Origin of the sequence: Rhizobium sp. CRRU65 (assembly GCF_048551595.1) — a bacterium.
In the GTDB taxonomy this organism is placed as follows: domain Bacteria; phylum Pseudomonadota; class Alphaproteobacteria; order Rhizobiales; family Rhizobiaceae; genus Rhizobium; species Rhizobium leguminosarum_J.
The window spans coordinates 1-17,952 of record NZ_JBLYZH010000013.1 but is presented as its reverse complement, the minus strand read 5'-3'; the positions used below and the strand labels follow the sequence as shown (position 1 = coordinate 17,952).

At 57.8% G+C, this 17,952-nt stretch carries 21 protein-coding genes and 1 pseudogene; 10 read left to right on the top strand and 12 right to left on the bottom strand.

Features of this window, described 5'->3' with window-relative positions; translation table 11 throughout:
• From ACM5SV_RS23965 to ACM5SV_RS23950, 4 genes are all read left to right on the top strand, one after another.
• Positions 1–1,035 (top strand): ABC transporter permease, encoded by a 1,035-nt coding sequence (locus tag ACM5SV_RS23965; RefSeq protein WP_221971028.1) that lies wholly within the window; start codon positions 1–3, stop codon positions 1,033–1,035.
• A 9-nt stretch (positions 1,036–1,044) separates the two neighbouring features.
• On the top strand, positions 1,045–1,854 hold the full coding sequence (locus ACM5SV_RS23960) for an ATP-binding cassette domain-containing protein (RefSeq protein WP_221971029.1): 810 nt from the start codon (positions 1,045–1,047) through the stop codon (positions 1,852–1,854).
• A 76-nt stretch (positions 1,855–1,930) separates the two neighbouring features.
• Positions 1,931–2,236 carry a MurR/RpiR family transcriptional regulator gene (locus tag ACM5SV_RS23955; RefSeq protein WP_221971030.1) on the top strand — a complete coding sequence of 102 codons (306 nt, stop codon included), beginning with the start codon at positions 1,931–1,933 and terminating at the stop codon, positions 2,234–2,236.
• Between the two features lie 388 nt (positions 2,237–2,624).
• A complete protein-coding gene (locus ACM5SV_RS23950; protein ID WP_025398143.1) occupies positions 2,625–2,873 on the top strand; it encodes a hypothetical protein in 249 nt (82 codons plus the stop codon).
• Between the two features lie 86 nt (positions 2,874–2,959).
• Here the strand turns inward: ACM5SV_RS23950 and rsgA are convergent, their stop codons facing one another.
• From rsgA to ACM5SV_RS23935, 3 genes are all read right to left on the bottom strand, one after another.
• Complete coding sequence (rsgA, locus tag ACM5SV_RS23945; protein ID WP_221971031.1) at positions 2,960–4,012, bottom strand: ribosome small subunit-dependent GTPase A; 1,053 nt, start codon at positions 4,010–4,012, stop codon at positions 2,960–2,962.
• A 34-nt stretch (positions 4,013–4,046) separates the two neighbouring features.
• Positions 4,047–4,223: a hypothetical protein gene (locus tag ACM5SV_RS23940; RefSeq protein ID WP_003549623.1), complete on the bottom strand. Its 177-nt coding sequence runs from the start codon at positions 4,221–4,223 to the stop codon at positions 4,047–4,049.
• Between the two features lie 447 nt (positions 4,224–4,670).
• On the bottom strand, positions 4,671–5,855 hold the full coding sequence (locus ACM5SV_RS23935; protein ID WP_012755610.1) for an MFS transporter: 1,185 nt from the start codon (positions 5,853–5,855) through the stop codon (positions 4,671–4,673).
• A 161-nt stretch (positions 5,856–6,016) separates the two neighbouring features.
• Here ACM5SV_RS23935 and ACM5SV_RS23930 point away from each other — a divergent pair, with 161 nt between their 5' ends.
• The 3 genes and pseudogenes from ACM5SV_RS23930 to ACM5SV_RS23920 all read left to right on the top strand — a co-directional run bounded on the left by ACM5SV_RS23930 (position 6,017) and on the right by ACM5SV_RS23920 (position 6,874).
• A complete protein-coding gene (locus ACM5SV_RS23930; RefSeq protein ID WP_313904211.1) occupies positions 6,017–6,283 on the top strand; it encodes a hypothetical protein in 267 nt (88 codons plus the stop codon).
• Between the two features lie 47 nt (positions 6,284–6,330).
• The gene (locus tag ACM5SV_RS23925; protein WP_033183212.1) at positions 6,331–6,585 is read left to right on the top strand and encodes a type II toxin-antitoxin system ParD family antitoxin; all 255 of its coding nucleotides are present in this window, start codon (positions 6,331–6,333) and stop codon (positions 6,583–6,585) included.
• A pseudogene (locus tag ACM5SV_RS23920) lies at positions 6,585–6,874 on the top strand (type II toxin-antitoxin system RelE/ParE family toxin). Before ACM5SV_RS23925 ends, ACM5SV_RS23920 begins: the two are co-directional and overlap by 1 nt.
• Positions 6,875–7,187: 313 nt before the next feature.
• On the opposite strand, the gene ACM5SV_RS23915 reads toward ACM5SV_RS23920, so the two are convergent.
• The 6 genes from ACM5SV_RS23915 to ACM5SV_RS23890 form a co-directional block, all read right to left on the bottom strand.
• Complete coding sequence (locus tag ACM5SV_RS23915; protein WP_012755606.1) at positions 7,188–7,514, bottom strand: RpiR family transcriptional regulator; 327 nt, start codon at positions 7,512–7,514, stop codon at positions 7,188–7,190.
• Between the two features lie 32 nt (positions 7,515–7,546).
• Positions 7,547–8,569, bottom strand: coding sequence for a Gfo/Idh/MocA family oxidoreductase (locus ACM5SV_RS23910; protein ID WP_222051649.1), 1,023 nt, complete (start codon positions 8,567–8,569; stop codon positions 7,547–7,549).
• 29 nt (positions 8,570–8,598) lie between these two features.
• Entirely contained in the window at positions 8,599–9,396 is a 798-nt protein-coding gene (locus tag ACM5SV_RS23905) for a TIM barrel protein (RefSeq protein ID WP_222051650.1), read from the bottom strand.
• A gap of 21 nt (positions 9,397–9,417) precedes the next feature.
• Positions 9,418–10,218, bottom strand: coding sequence for an ATP-binding cassette domain-containing protein (locus tag ACM5SV_RS23900; protein ID WP_222051651.1), 801 nt, complete (start codon positions 10,216–10,218; stop codon positions 9,418–9,420).
• A gap of 2 nt (positions 10,219–10,220) precedes the next feature.
• Positions 10,221–11,342, bottom strand: coding sequence for an ABC transporter permease (locus ACM5SV_RS23895; protein ID WP_012755602.1), 1,122 nt, complete (start codon positions 11,340–11,342; stop codon positions 10,221–10,223).
• A 131-nt stretch (positions 11,343–11,473) separates the two neighbouring features.
• The gene (locus ACM5SV_RS23890; protein WP_128438849.1) at positions 11,474–12,421 is read right to left on the bottom strand and encodes a sugar ABC transporter substrate-binding protein; all 948 of its coding nucleotides are present in this window, start codon (positions 12,419–12,421) and stop codon (positions 11,474–11,476) included.
• Positions 12,422–12,634: 213 nt separating this feature from the next.
• Between ACM5SV_RS23890 and ACM5SV_RS23885 the strand changes: the two genes are divergently transcribed.
• A complete protein-coding gene (locus tag ACM5SV_RS23885) occupies positions 12,635–13,627 on the top strand; it encodes a LacI family DNA-binding transcriptional regulator (RefSeq protein WP_222051652.1) in 993 nt (330 codons plus the stop codon).
• Positions 13,628–13,791: 164 nt separating this feature from the next.
• Here the strand turns inward: ACM5SV_RS23885 and ACM5SV_RS23880 are convergent, their stop codons facing one another.
• Complete coding sequence (locus ACM5SV_RS23880) at positions 13,792–14,538, bottom strand: NADPH-dependent F420 reductase (RefSeq protein ID WP_017996223.1); 747 nt, start codon at positions 14,536–14,538, stop codon at positions 13,792–13,794.
• A gap of 100 nt (positions 14,539–14,638) precedes the next feature.
• On the opposite strand from ACM5SV_RS23880, the gene ACM5SV_RS23875 reads away from it, so the two are divergent.
• Positions 14,639–15,007, top strand: a complete 369-nt coding sequence (locus ACM5SV_RS23875) for a winged helix-turn-helix transcriptional regulator (RefSeq protein WP_017996224.1) — start codon at positions 14,639–14,641, stop codon at positions 15,005–15,007.
• A 189-nt stretch (positions 15,008–15,196) separates the two neighbouring features.
• Here ACM5SV_RS23875 and ACM5SV_RS23870 read toward each other — a convergent pair whose 3' ends face one another.
• Positions 15,197–16,114 (bottom strand): LysR substrate-binding domain-containing protein, encoded by a 918-nt coding sequence (locus ACM5SV_RS23870; protein ID WP_012755598.1) that lies wholly within the window; start codon positions 16,112–16,114, stop codon positions 15,197–15,199.
• 13 nt (positions 16,115–16,127) lie between these two features.
• Positions 16,128–16,442, bottom strand: a complete 315-nt coding sequence (locus tag ACM5SV_RS23865; protein ID WP_012755597.1) for a hypothetical protein — start codon at positions 16,440–16,442, stop codon at positions 16,128–16,130.
• Between the two features lie 88 nt (positions 16,443–16,530).
• Here ACM5SV_RS23865 and ACM5SV_RS23860 point away from each other — a divergent pair, with 88 nt between their 5' ends.
• On the top strand, positions 16,531–17,694 hold the full coding sequence (locus tag ACM5SV_RS23860; protein WP_113545653.1) for a mandelate racemase/muconate lactonizing enzyme family protein: 1,164 nt from the start codon (positions 16,531–16,533) through the stop codon (positions 17,692–17,694).
• The last annotated feature ends 258 nt before the right edge of the window (positions 17,695–17,952 follow it).

The following is a 17,952-nucleotide window of genomic DNA, read 5'->3' as shown; positions in this document are numbered from 1 at the left end:
ATGACCGCTGCTCTCGCTGCCACTCCAATATCAAAGCGTAGCAAGGTGTCCTCGGTCGGCGGTATGCTCCGCCGGCCGGAAACAGGATCGTTTCTGGGAATGCTAGCCGTTTTCGGATTCTTCGTCGTCTTCGGTCAGTCCAACTTCACTTCCGCGGCGGGTGTCGCAAGTTGGCTAAACGTCGCTTCTACGCTTGGCATTGTAGCGCTGCCTGTCGGGTTGCTTATGATAGCAGGCGAACTCGACATCTCGATCGGCTCGATGATCCCCGCAGGGTCGATGATTTTCGCAATCATCACTGGCTATTATGGCTTCCCGGTTTGGGCTGGGATCGCCACCGCCTTGCTACTTGGAATTATCGTGGGACTGATCAATGGATTGCTCGTTCTCAAGACATCGGTCCCATCGTTAATCGTAACACTTGGCACTCTGTTTGCCGTCGCGGGCCTTACCCTCAGTCTCTCGGTTTTCATCACTGGGACGACAAGCGTCGCTGTAAACGTGCCTCCATTCGTGAAGACGATTCTAGGTGAATTTGTCGGCGGAATGTTCCAGGTTACGATTTTCTGGTGGATTGGTATTGCCGCAATCTACACGTTCATCTTGCATTTCTCCCCGGCAGGAAACTGGATCTTCGCATTGGGGGGTGACAAGGTCGGTGCAAGAAATGCCGGCATACCGACAGACAAGATAACCGTTTCACTGTTCGTGGCGAGCAGCGTGTCGGCATCGTTCGTCGGCGTCAGCCAGGCAATCCTGTTCAATTCCGCTCAGGTTTCGTCAGGTAGCTCTTTTATCTTCAATTCCATCATCAGCGTGGTCGTGGGCGGCGTCCTGTTGACGGGTGGATATGGTTCGATCGTTGGTGTGGTGATGGGAACAATCACGTTCGCGATCGTCAACCAGGGGATCTACTTCACGTCTTTCGATGCCAATCTGGCAAGCCTTATCATCGGTGTGCTGATGTTGCTGGCGGTTCTGCTCAACAATACGTTCCGCACGATGGCATTGTCCTACAGCAGCAAGAAAAAGTGAGGTGCAACCATGTCCACTCCAATTTTGAAACTCGAAGGCGTCAACAAATCTTTTGGTCCCATCGACGTCTTGCACGACATCTCGCTTGAAGTGCGGGCAGGTGAGGTGCTTTGTCTTCTCGGGGACAACGGCGCCGGGAAATCAACCCTTATCAAGACAATGTCAGGCGTTTACAAGCCGACATCCGGCACAATTGAAATGGACGGCCAGCCCGTCGCCTTCACCAGTCCTCGCGATGCCAGTGAACGTGGCATCGCCACTGTCCACCAGTTTGGTGGAACGTTTCCCCTAATGAGCATTGGCCGATCCTTCTTTGTTGGCGTTGAACCCACCAAGCGTTTTGGCCCACTGAAAGTTTATGACCGAAGGACGGCGAACGAGATCGCTGTCCGTGCCGTCAGAGGATTTGGCATCACGCGTATCGACGATGGTGATCGACTTGTGGGCGGCCTTTCGGGCGGTGAACGACAATCACTGGCTATTGCTCGAGCTGTGCACTTCGGCGCTCGTCTCCTGATTTTGGACGAACCGACCGCCGCTCTTGGAGTGAAGGAGGCGGCTCATGTGCTGCGGATCGTTCTTCAGGCTCGCAAGCGCGGTCTCGCGGTTATTTTCATCACTCATAACGTCGTCCATGCCTTAACGGTCGGGGACCATTTCGCCGTGCTCATCCGAGGGGCCAAGGCCGCTGACTTCCGTAGGGGTGAGAAATCCCGTGAAGAGATCACAGACCTCATGGCAGGCGGCGAGGCAATGGCCGAGTTGGAAGCGGAAATCGACAGCCATCTGGTCCTGCATCAGAACGACCTTGCCAATTGAGAGCAACAGATAGGACGTGCCAGGAGCCGCGCGTCCTACCATCCCTATGTCGGCCACTCCACGTCAGAGAATTTTAATGGCAGAACGTTCGGACACCGAGAGGCCAGAGAGCCTGATTGATCTCAAAGAGTGGGTGGTGGCAAATCGGCTGACGCTGCCAACGCAACAGGAGCTTGTTGCGAGAGCGGTGCTTGCAAGGCCGGATGTCGTTGCCTTTGGCACGACTGCATCCGTTGCTAGGCTCTGCTCGGTCTCTCCGTCAACCGTTTTGCGCGTTTCCAACGCATTTGGATTTGGCAGTTTTCGCGAATTCAGAAACTTCTTTCGGCAACATCTGCGCATGAGCGCGAAGAAGAACACTCCCGGCCTGTCAAAAAATTAGCCCTGTCTCGCGGCAAGGATGCCCCATCAAAGCCTGGGATCAAACATCTAGCAGCGGACGGACTTTAAGCGGCCCCTCTGCGGCTTCCAACAAGCTCAAGTTCACGCGACGCCTAGAGAACCCCTCTGAAATGCTAATTCGAACAACAGATCGTTGGTTCGGCTGCCTCCAAGAGCGCTAAACGGGCGGGGCCTCGGCTGAGTGGTACAGATTTCCAATGATTGCTTCGAGTCTTTCTCGCAACACCTGACCAGGAACTGTAATCTTGGACGGATTTGGCTGGATTAGAACGTTTCAGTTACGGTATCCGTAGGACTGCGAGCAGAGCGATTTGCACGAGCGGGACAGCTAGAGACAGCACGTCCGCATCTCTTAAAGCAGGACCTTGATGAACGCGGATATGATAGCCGCCTGGGCGGTTGAAAATGGATTCCATGCGATTGATTCCGGGAATTATCGTCGCCATGACAATGCAGGCGTGATCACGATCGAGATAAAGAGGATGTCATTCCTCCTCATCGATGAGAGGCAAGGATTGCGACCGCGTCTCATATCGCGGCTGTTCAAAGACATATCCCTCACTAGCGGGAGCGGCCGCTTGCAGGGTCTTCTTCTTGACCGCAATCCCAATCATTAAGCGCTCACGCCATTCCCCAGTCCAGCCAATTCAGGTGGCGGATTGTGGCTGACGCCGATGAGCACCGTCGCAGACATTCAACACTGTCAATATTTCTTCTTGCGAACGATCTTGTTGCCGCGGGGTCCGCTCACGACCGGTGTTCGGTCGCTGTTTTCGGCAAGCAGGCTCCGCCAGCGTTCGAGACGATCGACGCCCAGGGCACCGCTTGCGACAGCTGCCTGGACCGCGCACCCAGGTTCATGGGCATGGGTGCAATCGCGAAAGCGGCAAAGCGGCGCCAGTTCAGTTATTTCAGCAAAGAGGGTGTCTATACCGCCCGCAACATCACTCACGTAAAGCGTTCTTATTCCCGGCGTATCGATGACCCAGCCGCCGCCTGAAATTGCATGCAGCGATCGCGCCGTGGTGGTATGTCGGCCCTGCGCGTCATATTCGCGGATGGTGCCTGTCTTTTGCTTTGTGTCAGATTCAGGCCCGGTCATGGTGTTCACCAGCGTTGATTTTCCGACACCAGAAGATCCCACCAGCGCAACCGTCTGGCCAACGCCGCACCAAGGCCTTAACAGGGAAACGGCGTCCGCGGAGCGCCCATTCAAGGCAATGACAGGCAGATCGCGTTGCAAGGTCTCGGCTTGGGCCTGGAACATGCCGGCATCTTCCGCGGCGTCAGCCTTTGTCAGCACAATCACCGGATTGCTCCCGGCCTGGTTGGCCATGGCCAGGTAACGTTCCAGCCGAGCAAGATTAAAATCGGCATTGCACGAGGTCACGATCAACAGGGTGTCGATGTTGGCGGCAACAAGTTGCTGGCCACGCCCGCCTTCCAAGCGTCGTTGAAAGACGCTTTTTCGATCGAGACGTCTGACAAGCATGTCAGTCAATGCATCGGCAAGAACCCAGTCGCCCACGGCGTAGTCACCAGTACTGGTATTGGATGGAAATTCCAGTCCGACCGGCCCGGTGACATCGATTGCCTCGATGCGTGCCCGGTGAACTGAAGCGATGCGTCGGGGGATCAGGTCCGCTTCGCTGGGCTGGACCTGGTCCGCGAAGAATTCAGACCACCCAAGCAGTTCTAGCGGTGAAGAAAGTTGGGAGCTGGTCAAATCTGGTTCCACTTTCGGTAAGGCTGCCATAAAGGGTTTTCAATGATCTTCCGCGGCCTTTTGCCTAGCTGCGTGGATGATCCCGTTTTGGCAACGAGGTTGCGTAAGCAGCAGCTTCGCCGGGGTAGGGGAAATCGTCCCCGAGTTGACGGTCGCCATCGTAGACTTTGAAGGCAGGCCCCTCAACTTCAACGATCTTATAGCCGTTCACGTATTCGATCTTCGGTGTTTTCCAGCCCATCAAAAGCTCTCCTGTCCGGTCCGAGGGTTGTCTCTGAAGATGGTGCCAAGACCTCATACTCAGCGGTCTATGACGTATCAGGTGCTTCACGATTAGCCAACGCCAGTTCGATACCGTCCAGACCACCGTTCGTCTGCAAATTCGACAAAGAGCCACCGCCAGGCTCTATTACCGGTAATCAATGGGCACGATGGCGAGGGCGATCGCCCAATCGACGTGGTCGAGCCCGCCGGCTCAGATACCCTTGCCGTCAACAAACTCGGCGGCAAGCAAGTGGCCTCGCGCCTGCGCCCGCATTTCCCTCGACCAGACGCGCGACTCGCAAGGCGATCTACTTCGACCAGCAGAGCCAGCCGTATTGCTTAGGGAGAGCACCGAGCACGCCGCAACGACGTGCTCGGGTTTTCGCCGAACCAATCGCGCGGCCAAAACCAGTAGCCCAGGCCGTTACCCGTTGACGCTCCGAGCAGTCGCAGCGCTACCGCCGCCGGCAGCCCGGCGCGTAGCAAGCGCCTTGGCCGAAAAGAGCGCGTAAATGATAAGGGGAAGGCAAACGAGATAGGATGTCCGGATGCCAGCATGTTCGGCAATGAAACCGAGCAGCGGCGGCGCCAGGAAAAAGACGACAAAGCTCATTTGGCCGAGGGCGGCGACGTTGAGATACGCCGCGCGATCGGTGCGTTGGGCCGCCGCCGAGACAGCGAGAGGATAGACCGCGCTGCAGCCGGCGCCCATCAAGGCAAAGCCCGCCAGCGCGACATAGGGATGCGGCGCCCCCGACACGGCGCAGATGCCGATCGCCGAAAGAACAAGCAACATCGTGGCGACGGCCCGCGCGCCAAACCGATCGACCAGCGGATCGACGAACAGGCGCGCCAGCGCCATGCAAAAGGTAAAGAGCGTCAATCCCAGTCCGCCAATGAAGGGCTCGACCGAAAACACATCGCGCATATAGATCGCCGACCAGTCGATCCCGGCGCCTTCGACGAGAAAGGCCGCGATGCCGATCACGCAGAGCGGCATTAGGCCCCAGGTGGGAAGCGCTACCAGCGGCGCCTTGCCTTCATGCAACGCGATCCGCGCCGGCGCATTCCGCATGCCGGAAATCGCCCAGATGCCGATGACAACAACCGCGACAAAGGTCACGGCGAGATGGAGTTCCATCGAAATTCCGGCTTGGCGGACGACCGAGGAGACAAGCGCCGTGACGAAGAAGCCGAGGCTCCAGAAACCATGCGCCCTGTTCATCACGCCGCGTCCTAGCTGCGCTTCGATCCGGTCGATCTCAACATTGAGATTGATCTCCAGCGCCCCGGCGAGCAGCCCCTCGACGAAGAGCACACAGAACACGACTGGCGCCGCCCCAATCCACGGCACCAGCGATAGCAGCGCAGACGTGCCGAGAACTGTAATGAATGCCGTCGTACGCGCGCCGAGCCGGGCGATCAAGGGCGAAGACAAAGTCAACGAAATCAAGGCGCCGATCGCAGCCCCTATCAGGGTCAACCCAAGCTCGGACTTGTTGACGCCAAGTGCAACCTGCAAATCCGGCATCCTCGACAGCAGCGCCCCCAGCGACACAGCGAAGAGAAAGAAGCAGACATAGATCCGCTGCTGCGGGGCAATTTTCATGATGCAACTCCGGGGATTGACGCGTCGACGCAAAACACGCGCGTATGGACCTGGGATGTCTATCTCACAGAGCCCAAGATCGAAACTGGTTTCTGAGGGAATGCGTCGGAGAACGTGATATTGGGGACCGGCGCGATTTGCCGAGCCGCGGAAACGTGCGCGTGCCGCTTGATCAAGGTTGCAAGCTTGCCGCCGCGATTCCGAATGCGAGCTTCGTACCGCTTGAGAGCAAGAACCATGTGCTCGTGCCGGACGAGGCCCGCGTGCAACGTGTTTTCAAGCCGAACTTGCTGCCTTCCTCGGGCAGGATCGGTTGCAACCGCGCGCGGTTCGTGGGGCTATCTCACATCAAGCCTCCCAACGATCTCCTTTGGTCCAAACCAGGTGCGTCGCTTTTCGCCTATATAGAGAATGAGGAGCCAGTTTGACAAACTTTGCCAATTTCACGTAGCTTGTGCGCAGTATGGAGGCTCGAATGGCTACTATGAACGTATCTTTACCAGACCCAATGAAAGATTGGGTCGAGGCGCAAGCGAGGACCGGGCGATATTCCAATGCCAGTGACTATGTGCGCGACTTGATTCGCAGGGACCAAGCACGCAGTGATAAGATTGCTGCCATGCAGCGCTTTGTCGACGACGGTCTCAAAAGTGGTGTTGGCGGTCGCTCGAAGGACGAACTCTTTGCAGCGGCAGTCGCGCGCGCGGAACCGACCCGCGGCAGCAGATAATGCGTTTTAGCCTTTCTGTCGAAGCGGAAGAGGACATCATTGCAATCGCCGAGCAAAGTGTCCGAATTTTCGGATCTGCACAGGCTAGAAGGTATCATGACGAGCTGTTCGCGGTGCTTGACCTGATTGCCGCGAATCCGCAAATGGCGCGTGAACGAGAAGAGATTTGGCCGCACGTTAGGATCCATCCGTTCAGCATCTCGTTGTCTACCGGATCGAAGAGAACGGAGCCATTTTCGTGATCCGAATACGCCATGGACATGAAGACTGGGCCGGCGATCCTGGTTAGGCCTCGCCGATTGCGAGCATAAGCACAGTTGCATCGGGTTCATGTAGCCAGGAATGTAACGCCTCTCAAATGAGCTCGCTTCCATAAATCATTGTTATCCCACGTGACGAGGACAACGGGTCCGCGCTCGGTTTCCTTCAATGCGAGCGCCTCTTCGCTTTCAAACCGATAGTGATGGCGAGTAGGGCGGCCGCGGGTGGTGACGCACAGGAACCCACCAATGAACGCGCCAGTGGCCTTCATCGGACCAATCTTCAGATCCAGCTTAAAGCACGAACCTGCGCTTGAGCGTACCGACTGTGGCGACGGCCATCTACCCATCGCTCCCGTTTTTCATACCCGGCCCGGGCAACAACACAGCCAGGCGGCGGCGCAACTCATTTCTGAAAATTGCGCGTGCCTGCCCGATCTCGTGGAAGCCGATATGCGCAACAAAGCGCATGACCGTAGAGACGGAGACGCCGCAGTCGTTCGCGATTGAGGTCGTGCTAGCAAAGGCCATGAGTTCCGGTTTGGCCAGGACCCTCTTCGCGACATTCTCGACACGAAGAGGGAAGGTGACCTGGCGGCAGGCGATAGCGCACTTCAGCTCTTCGAAACTAGCCGGCGGGCTGCTCAGACTGCGGATATGCTGCGGCATTTCGTGGCACACTCCGTCTTTTGCGATCCGGCCTAGAGACCGGAAAGCTGGATCGTCCTGCGCTCGGTAACCGACGTGATGCAGGCAAGCGCGATGGCAAGCGCATTGCGGGCATCTTCACCGGTCGGGCCAGTGACGGTGCCTGTCCTTATGGCCTCGACGAAGGAGGCGAGCTGGGCGGTGTAGCCGTGGACAAAGTGATCCGTGTCACGCCGCCAGGTATCGTTCGAAACTCCGTTCTTGTCGTAGAGCGTCATCGAGGAACGGCGTACATCGCCCATCGTCACCATGCCGCCGGAGCCAAAGACCTCGCCGCGGATGTCGTAGCCGTACATGGCGCAGAAATTCGCCTCCGCCACGGCGATCGAACCGTTGTCGAAGCGGATGGTGACGACGGCGGTGTCGTGAAAACCCTTTCTGGCAAAGTCCGGTACCACGAGCGCATCGGCAATCGCCGTCACCTCGATCGGGGTTGCTTTCGGGTTCAGCCACAGCAGCGTGTCGAAGTCGTGGATCAGCGTCTCATAGAAGATCGTCCACAGCGGCGTCTTTTCCGGGTTGCCGTCGTAGGGACCCGGGTCTCGCGTCAACGAGCGAAGAAGTTGGACGGAACCAACTTTGCCAGCATCGATCGCTGCGCGGCCCTCGTAAAAAGCCTGGTCCCAACGTCGATTGAATCCAACCTGGAGTGGCACCTTCGCAGCCTTTGTGACAGCGATAGCCTCGTCTGCTTCCCCGAGCGTCAGCGCCATCGGCTTTTCGCAGAAGACCGCTTTTCCGGCCCGCGCGGCTTCCACGACGACGCTCGTGTGGAAACGCGCCGGCGTGGCGATGATGACGCCATCGATCTCCGGATTGGCGAGAAGCTCCGACACGCTGGTATAGGCTTTGGGTGCATCGAGCGCTTCCGCCAGTTTTTCGGCAGCACCCGGCGCCGGATCGGCGACGGCGAGCAAATTGGCATCAACCAGGCGCCGGGCGACGCTTTCGGCGTGGAACGAACCGATGCGGCCGGCACCGATGAGAGCGAGATTGACAAGACGGTGGGCGGGCATGGAAAGCTCCTGAAAATGCTGCTGTCGGATCAAAGGGAAAACGCGTCGCGGAAGCGGGAGAGGGCAAGTTCGTCATCGCCGGAAGGCCAGGCTTCCATGCCGATCGTCCCCCGGTAGCCCATCTCGTCCAGCGCGCGTGCGATGACTGGATAGTTGATTTCGCCGGTGCCCGGCTCCTTGCGGCCGGGAACGTCGGCGACCTGGATTTCACCGATATGTGGAAGAGCGGTGCGGCAAAGCTCGATCAAGTTCCCCTCACCAATCTGTGCGTGGTAAAGATCGAGGTTGAGCTTCAGCGACGGCCGGTTGACGGCCGCGACCAATGCAAGTGTATCGGCCGCCTTGGCAAACGGCGTCTTTGGATGGTCAACCACCTCGTTCAGGTTTTCGAGGACGAAGGTAACGCCTTCCTCCTCGCCGAGATCAGCGATGCGGCTTAGCGTATCGGCCGCCTTCAGCCACATGGCGCCGGTGACGACTTCGGACTTGACGACGGGCAGGCCCTGTCCATCGAGCCCCGTCCCATGCAAGTTGAGGCGTGGGCAATTCAGTTCCTTTGCCACCGGGATCGACTGGCGCGCGGTGCGTAGCAACTCCTCCGCGCCGGCATCGTCTGCCAGCGTGCCGGTGATATAGCCCGTCATCGACGAGAACGTGGCGCCGGACTTTGCGATCGCCTCGATATCGTGTTTCGTCCAATCCCAGATTTCCGCCTGGAAGCCGAGCTCTGTGATCCGTTTCAGCCGATCAAGAACGGGCAGGGAGCGAAACACCATTTCAGCGCAGACCGCTAGCGTGAAAGGTGATTTTTTTGTAGTCGTTTTCATGATTGTTCCTCATGCAATATGTCAGATCGTGCCGCCGAGTTCGGCGGAGAGCACCTGCAGTTCCTTGCCGCCAGCCATGAGGTTCTGCAGTTCCTCAAGCGAAATCTCGCTCTTGTCGAAAGTGCCGAGCGTCTTTCCGCGATTGAGAACCGTGAAACGATTGCCGACAGCAAAGGCATGGCGAACATTGTGGGTGATGAAGATCACAGCGAGGCCCTTCTGCTGAACCTGATGGATGTACTTCAGCACCATCGAGGTTTGGGCAACGCCCAATGCGGACGTCGGCTCATCGAGGATGAGGACCTTGGCCCCGAAATAAACGGCCCGCGCGATCGCCACACATTGCCGCTCGCCGCCGGAAAGGGTGCCGACCGCCTGGTTCGGGTCGCGGATATCGATGCCGATCTTGTGCATCTCCTCGCGAGTCACCTCGCTGCAATACTTGAAATCGACATGGCGAAACGGCGGAATGCCTTTCACGGGTTCGCGTCCCATGAAGAAGTTTCGAGTGATCGACATCAAAGGGATCATCGCCAGATCCTGATAGACGGTCGCGATGCCGACATCGAGTGCATCGCGCGGACTGGTGAATGCGACCGGCTTGCCCTCGACCAGGAAATCGCCGCCCGAGGGACGGACCACACCCGACAGCGTCTTGATGAGTGTGGATTTCCCAGCTCCATTGTCTCCAAGCAGGCAGAGCACTTCGCCCTGTGATACCTTCATCGAAACGCCCGAGAGCGCGATGACGGAGCCGTAGTGCTTGACGATATTTTTGACTTCAATGACCGGCGGAGCGGTTTCTGATTGGTTATCAGTCATGATCAGCGCTCCCCTGTCACTTTGCGGCGAATGAAATTGTTGAAGAGAACGGCCAGCAGCAGCATGGAGCCGAGGAAGACTTGGAACCAGTCCGAGTCGAACTTCGTGTAGGTCAGGCCGATCGAGACGAGACCGAAGATGATCGCGCCGAAGAAGGCGCCGATCGCCGATCCATAACCGCCGGTCAGCAGACATCCGCCAATCACGGCAGCGATGATCGCCTCGAACTCCTTCTGGAAACCGCGGCGCGCGTCCGTCGAGCCGGCATCCAGCACGGTGATAATTGCCACAAGCGCCGCGGCGCAGGCTGTGAGCGCGAAGAGCCCCGTCTTCACGCGATCGACCGGGACCCCGGAGTTTCTTGCCGCATTGGGATCGCCGCCGGCGGCAAAGACCCAGTTTCCGATCCGGGTGCGCAGAAGAACCCAGGTGGCGAGCCCGGCAATGGCGATGAACCAGACCACGGACACCGGCACGCCCGTGACTTTCGGAACGCCGTTGTCGAACTTCTCGATCAGGCCATGGGCTGCAAGCCAGCTGAAAAGATCCTGGAAGGCGACGCCTGAGAACAGGCGCTTCAAGGGACCGTCGCCGACGACCTCACCTATCCCGCGAAGCTGAGTTGAGCCGCCTGTCGCCCATTTCAGGCCAACAAGGGTTAGACCCCGCAAAATAAAGAGGAAGGCAAGCGTGACGATGAACGACGGCAGCCGTGTCCTGATCACAATCTGTCCGTTCACCGCGCCCATGGCGGCTGCAAGCAGCATCGTGATGATAATGGAAATCCAGAGCGGTTGACCGAAATTGGTCAGGGCCGCGCCGAAGATCAATCCGGCGAAGGCCACCATCGAGCCGATCGAAAGATCGAACTCGCCACCAATCATCAGCAGAGCTGCCGCAATGGCGAGAATTCCCAGCTGTGAGGCTGGGGCCAGGATCGTCATCACACCTGAAAGCGAAAACATCGAACGGTCTGCGGTAAGAAAGAAGAACGTCACCACCAGGACGAGGCCAGCAACCGCGCCGAGCTCGGGCCGACGCATCATATGTGTGAGAAAGCCCACCTGTTTGATGCGCTCGTCGGAGTTTGACGCATCTCCTATTTTTTGCTCGATCGGAGCCATGATACCTACCTCCCAATGGATGCAATTCGCCGAAGCGCCGAGGGCATTCCTCACGGCGCACGTCGTCTGTCGAACACCCTCTTCGAAAGCGGGGAGGGTGTTCGACAATCACGCCTTTCGGCAGTCGTGGATTAGCGGATGCCCTTTGCCGATAGTTCGACGACCTGGGCGGCCTTTTCCTTGGTGATCAGGTTCGGACCGGAAGGCACGTTGCCGCCGGGGATCAGGCCGTACTTGGCATAGTTTGCGAGGAAGACCACGGGCAGATAGCCCTGGAGGAACTGCTGCTGATCGATGGCGAAAGCGGCATCGCCAGCAGCGACAGCCTTCAGGAAGTCTGCAGAAAGGTCGAAAGTGGCGACTTTGATCTTGCCAGTCATGCCTGCATCGGCGACGGCAGCCAGAGACGGTTCGCCGGCAGTGCTTGCGCCGAGTGCCATGATCGTGTCGATTGCGGCGTTCGAGCTCAGTGCAGCCTTCACCTTGGCCCGAACGTCCGCCGGATCGTTGGAGACGGGCAGGACCGTAACGCTGCCTGCAAAGCCGTCGGAGAAGCCCTGGCAACGCTGATCGAGGGAGACGTTGCCGACCTCCTGGTTGACGCAGATGGCAACCTTGCCGCCCATCTCCTTGAGCTTTTCACCTGCTGCCTTGCCGGCGCTGTATTCGTCCTGGCCGACATGGAGAAGCGCTCCCAGTGACTTCGAAACGTCGGAGCCGGAATTGATGGAAATGACCGGAATGCCGGCGGCGACGGCCTTCTGGATCGACGGGCCTAATGCGGACGAATCCGGGATCGAGACGATCAAGCCGGCTGGTTTCTGGTTGACGGCGGCGTCGATCAGCTGGCTCATGGCCACCATGTCGAAGGTTTCCGGCGCACGATAGTCGATGCTGACACCGGCATCCTTGGCGCCGGCGCTTACCCCGTTCTTAACAACCGACCAGAAGGGGTCGTTGGCCTGGCCGTGCGTTACGGCGATGATGTTGATATCCTGTGCGATGGCAACGCCAGATGCAGCGCCAAGTGCGCTAACCACGGCAACGCCCAGCACAATTTTACGAAGAAACGATTTCATAAAAACTCCTCCCAAAGGTGTCCCGCGCCTCCTAGCGCGAGAACCACCAAAAACGCCTCAGACGGCGCGTCCTCCAATTTGCTACCGGGTGCACATTTTATGCTACCGGTAGCAAACGTGCATAGCTATAAGATTCTTGCTAAAAGAAATCAACCATTCATTTCGCGTTCCGGCAGAAATGGAATAAACGTTTCGAAACGGAGAGGTTCGACTATGAAGCGAGCGACGGCGCAGAACGTGGCGATGGAGGCCGGCGTTTCAAAGTGGACGGTCATCCGCGCATTTACGCCGGGTGCCTCGATCACGGAAGCAAGCAAAGCCAAAGTGCTGGAGGCGGCAGAGCGGCTCAATTATCGGCCTAACCTGTTGGCCAGGAGCCTTGCCACCAATTCTACACATCAGGTCGCGGTTCTCGTTGATGACTTCGCAAACCCGCACAAGCTTCCGTTTCTTGAAAAGCTAACCGCCAGCCTGCAGGCGGAGGGGCTCGTGACCATGTTGATCAATATCAATCAGCACTACAGCCACGTGCATGCCATATTGAATGCCGACCAGCGGCAGGTTGATGCGATCGTGCTATTTGGCACAGCGTTTCGCGACGAGATGTTGACGGATCATAAGCTGGGACGCGGCGGGCCTCCGATGTTTGTTCTTGCTCGAGATAGCCAGATCGAAGGTGTTCCCGCTATCTCCTGCAATGCCGTCGTGGCGATTGCCGAGATCGGCGAGCACCTATTAAAACGCGGATATCGGAGACCGGGATTTATGGCCGGGGCGCTTACATTGTCTACAGCGCTTGGCAGGCGGAGAAACTTCAAGGCGTTCTGGCGAACCGCTCTCGGCGTCGAACTCGTAGAAATGTCTGCCGAGCGCTACAGCGCAGAAGCAGGCGCGCAAGCCGCCCGGGACTATTTGTCTAACGTTGCGCCGGAAGACCGGATCGATGTCCTCATGTGCGAAAACGATGCTCTCGCGTTCGGAGCGATCGATGTTGCCCGAAGCGAGTTCGGCTTACGTGTGCCGGATGATCTCGCCATTGTGGGCTTCGACAACGCTGCCCCTGCGGCATCCCCCGCATACAGCCTTACAACCTACGAGCAACCCACCGACCAGATGGTCAAAGCGGCAATAGACATGATTCTGGAAAGAGCGCCGAGGGAGACAGTTAATTTCCAAGGCAAGCTTGTGGTGAGAGATTCAGCCTGATTGATCAAGCAATAGAATAGGCCAAAACGTATTTGGGCAAAATCCTCCAGGCGAAAAACCACATCGTTCAAACAAATATCTCGAGCAAGTGAGCGCTTTAACGCGTAAGCTTGCTAAACTAGAGACACTGGGCATCTGATGAGTGGTGTCGTTGGATAATTTCCTTACGCCGGGGCATTGTTCTCCCGATTGGAGGCGATGACATCGGCGTGCTTTGGGTTGGGGCCGAGTGCCGCGAATTGTTCGGGCAATTTATCCCGCGTTGCAGCGGCCTTTCCCTTCACGGCCTGAGCAAGGGCCTTGCGCGTCTCCTCGACGTTCCAGTCGCAGCAATAGACGGGCGTCGACGGCTGCTGGCGCCAGGAGTCGTCGAGAGACCCTGAATCGATGGGATCAAAACCGACCTCGTCCACGATGCCCATGACGATTCTTTTTTGAGCCTCGTCGTCGCCCGCAACGGCCGCTGCAATGCGATCGGGTGCACCAACCGGACGCCCGCCATCGGCAAGGGTCGCAGCCAGAATGTTGTTGAAGGCTTTGATAACGCGGCGGCCAATCTGGTTCGAAACCCAGACGCTTTCCGGCAATCCGTCGTCAATCTCGGCAATGTGCGGATCGCGCATGCCAGGATAGTAGTTGCCCGTATCGACGACCGGGACGTTGGCGGCAAGATTTGCGAATAGATCCTGCGGAAGCTCTGCAACGGCCGGGAATGGGATCGACAAGATGATCATATCAGCGCCATCCACCACGCCCTGTGCATCAACCGGGGTCGCGCCGATGTCAGCAGCGAATGCGTTGAGCTTTTCGGAGGGTTTTGAATTGGTGATCCGGACATCATGCCCTGCGGCGGCAAGCTTGCGTGCGAGGGTACCGCCGATATTGCCGGTGCCAAAGATGCCGATTTTCATAAGCTATTCCTTCCGCATTTCTGTACTAATGAAAATAGGAGTAGATAGCTAAGCAGGCAAGAACCCACCTTTTGGTGTGTTACTGCCGACTGAGGTATGTATGCGGACTGAGCACGACTGGAATTGCCAGAATCCCGAGCAGCGGAAGGTATGGGCTGCGGCGACCAGTGAGGCGCTGCGGGTTCTCGAGGGCAAGTGGAAGACTGTCATCATCTGCCAGCTCTTTGCAGCGCATGGTCCCCTCCGCTTTTCTGAGTTGGAACGGCGTGTCGACGGCGTGAACCAGAAAATGCTCATCCAACAACTGAAAGAGCTGGAGAAGGACGGAATAATCGTACGAACCGTTTATCCGGAGGTGCCCCCACGGGTAGAGTACAACTTAAGCAAACTTGGTGTTGCACTGGGTCCGGCGATGGAAGCGTTGATCGACTGGGCACTACTGCGACGCGCTGGCATGAATGGTGACTGAAGCGGCGAAGGATTGAAGTCGCGGATCCATTTATCGAGTGGCTCGGCCAGTAGGTTCTCGTCAATCGTTCTCACGGTTCCGGCGAGTACGGGAAGAAGCACGCACCTTTGCCCCTGGCTTGCAAAATAGAATGCCAAATCAAATTCAATTGCCCCCTATGAGGGGCCACGGGTCGCAAGTAAAGACTGTTCATACTGGCGTTCGCTTCGATGCACTTTCGACCGTCATCCAGAATTTCTCTGCCAACTCCGTCATCCGGGTCCTGGATCGGATCAGTACGATCTTGACCGGCACCATCCACCGTTCGTCGCCGGCGACTGCCAGGTTCCCTTCTGGTTCCAGCTCAGAGCTGGCAAGGCTGCGCGGTATCCAGGCCACGCCTTTTCCCTCAAGTGCCAGCGCTTTCAAGACCATTGCCAAATGCGATGTGAAGACGCGCACCAGATGCAATTCGCTCTCGACCGGCGAAAGGTTGGCCGCCAGTATTCGGCCCATTCCCGATTTCTCGTCAAACGATATATGAGGGACGGGAATCTCCGGTGTACCGGGCAACTTATGGATTGGCGCGCCCTCCTTGCCTCTTCGAGCAACGGGGACAAGAACGTCGCTGGCAAGTTCCATGTACTTGAAGTCGGCTTCATGCAAACGAATTTCGCTGTCTGGATGGAAGTGGCACAGGAGAAACTGCGCCCTGCCTTCCGCCATCATCTTTTCGCACTCATTCATGTTGTCGGAAAGAAGCCGGATTGGCACTGTCGCTACCGACGAGCCCAGACTTTGCACCCAACCCGGAAAAAAGGTGAAGGATAAAGCGTGCGTCGCCGCAAACGTCAGGGTCGCAGTGGCGGATCGTTCCTGGTTCAAGTCGTGGGTAGCCCTTTCGATCCTTTGAAGAATGTCATTTGCGGCATCAAGCATAATTTCGCCAGCAGGCGTAATCCTGATGCGGTGCGTTGATCGGTCGACCAGAACGGATCCGCTCCAATCTTCAAAGGCCTTTATCCGGCGACCAAAGGCGGGCTGCGTAATATTGCGCAACTCCGCCGCCCTCGAAAAATTGAGGGTGTCGGCGAGAGCTCGCAAATCCAAAAGCCAGGCAGTATCCATCTCATCCTCTCACTTACGGCATCAATTGAAGCCGAAACGGCATTGGACGGTCAATCGCTTGTTCGCGAATGTTGCGTTGAGGAACGCCGTTGTTGGAGACGCGACGGCAATGGGAGGAAGAAATGAAGTCACCATCGATCTCGGTCACCTCGCAGGCTTCGTTACCCTTGCTGCCACGCTGCCCAGCTTTCATGCCATTCCCATCGCAGGTCTCATCCTCCTGCTCGGCGTCGATCGCTTCATGAACCTCATCGGCAACGGGGTTGCAACAATAGCCATCGCCAAGTGGGAAGGGGCTTTTGACCGGGCCACCGTCGACGCCGAACACGCGGGGACGTTCCCCGCCGGATCACTGTTGTCGCTGACGAAGCCCGGCACTAGCCAGACATCCAAATGTTCAGAAACCGGAGATCAAAATGCGTATCGTAAACGTCTGCGAAGTTACCAAGCCCATCGCGTCGCCCATCCGCAACGCCTATATCGACTTTTCGAAGATGACGGCCAGTCTCGTTGCCGTCGTGACCGATGTCGTCAGGGACGGCCGCCGCGTCGTTGGCTATGGCTTCAACTCGAACGGCCGTTATGGCCAGGGCGGCCTGATCCGCGAACGGTTCAAGGACCGCATCCTGCAGGCAGACCCGGACAGCCTGATCAACGACGCCGGCACCAACCTCGATCCGCACAAGATCTGGTCGACCATGATGATGAATGAAAAGCCCGGCGGTCACGGCGAGCGCTCCGTGGCTGTCGGTACCATCGACATGGCCATCTGGGATGCGGTTGCGAAGATCGAAAGTAAACCTCTCTTCCGCATGCTGGCCGACAAGAAGGGCCGCGAGGCGGACCCCAGGGTCTTCGTTTACGCCGCCGGCGGCTACTACTATCCCGGCAAGGACAACAGTGCGCTTCGCAAGGAGATGCGCGGCTATCTCGACCGCGGGTACAATGTCGTGAAGATGAAGATCGGTGGCGCCTCGATCGACGAGGACCGAGGCCGCATCGAATCCGTGCTGGAAGAGATCGGTTCCGAGGCGAAACTCGCGGTCGATGCGAACGGCCGCTTCGATTTGGAGACTGGCATCGCCTACGCGAAGATGCTGCGTGACTACCCGCTTTTCTGGTACGAGGAAATCGGCGATCCGCTCGACTACGCCTTGCAGGCGGCCATCTCCGAATTCTACGACGCTCCGATGGCAACCGGCGAGAACCTCTTCTCCCACCAGGATGCCCGCAACCTGCTTCGTTACGGCGGCATGCGCGCCGACCGCGACTTCCTGCAGTTCGACTGCGCCCTGTCCTACGGTCTCGTCGAATACCTCCGGACCCTCGACGTCCTGCGCCAGTTCGGTTGGTCGCCGTCCCGCTGCATCCCGCATGGCGGTCACCAGATGTCGCTCAACATCGCGGCCGGCCTCGGCCTCGGTGGCAATGAGAGCTATCCGGATCTCTTCCAGCCATACGGGGGCTTCCCGGACGGCGTAAAGGTCATCGACGGGCATATCACGATGCCTGAGCTGCCGGGCATCGGCTTCGAAGGCAAGTCCGACCTTATCAAGGTCATGCGCGAACTCGCCGAATAGTCGCGTGTTCCGGGGGACCAGGACGGTCGCGTGATCGCGATGAAGAGCATAGTCTAACGAACTTCGGTTCGCTGATCACGCGTACGCCAGTGCAATCACTTTGTTCCATAAGCTATCTTATGCGATACAGTTGTGTAAGGGCTATTTAGTAATGCGACAGTTGGGCCAGTTAGAGATGCGACAGTCTCGCCTCTCGACGCACTGGTCAAAGCCAACGTTGGGAGCAAGGATGACGATCTTCAGCCTGGTCAAGACCAT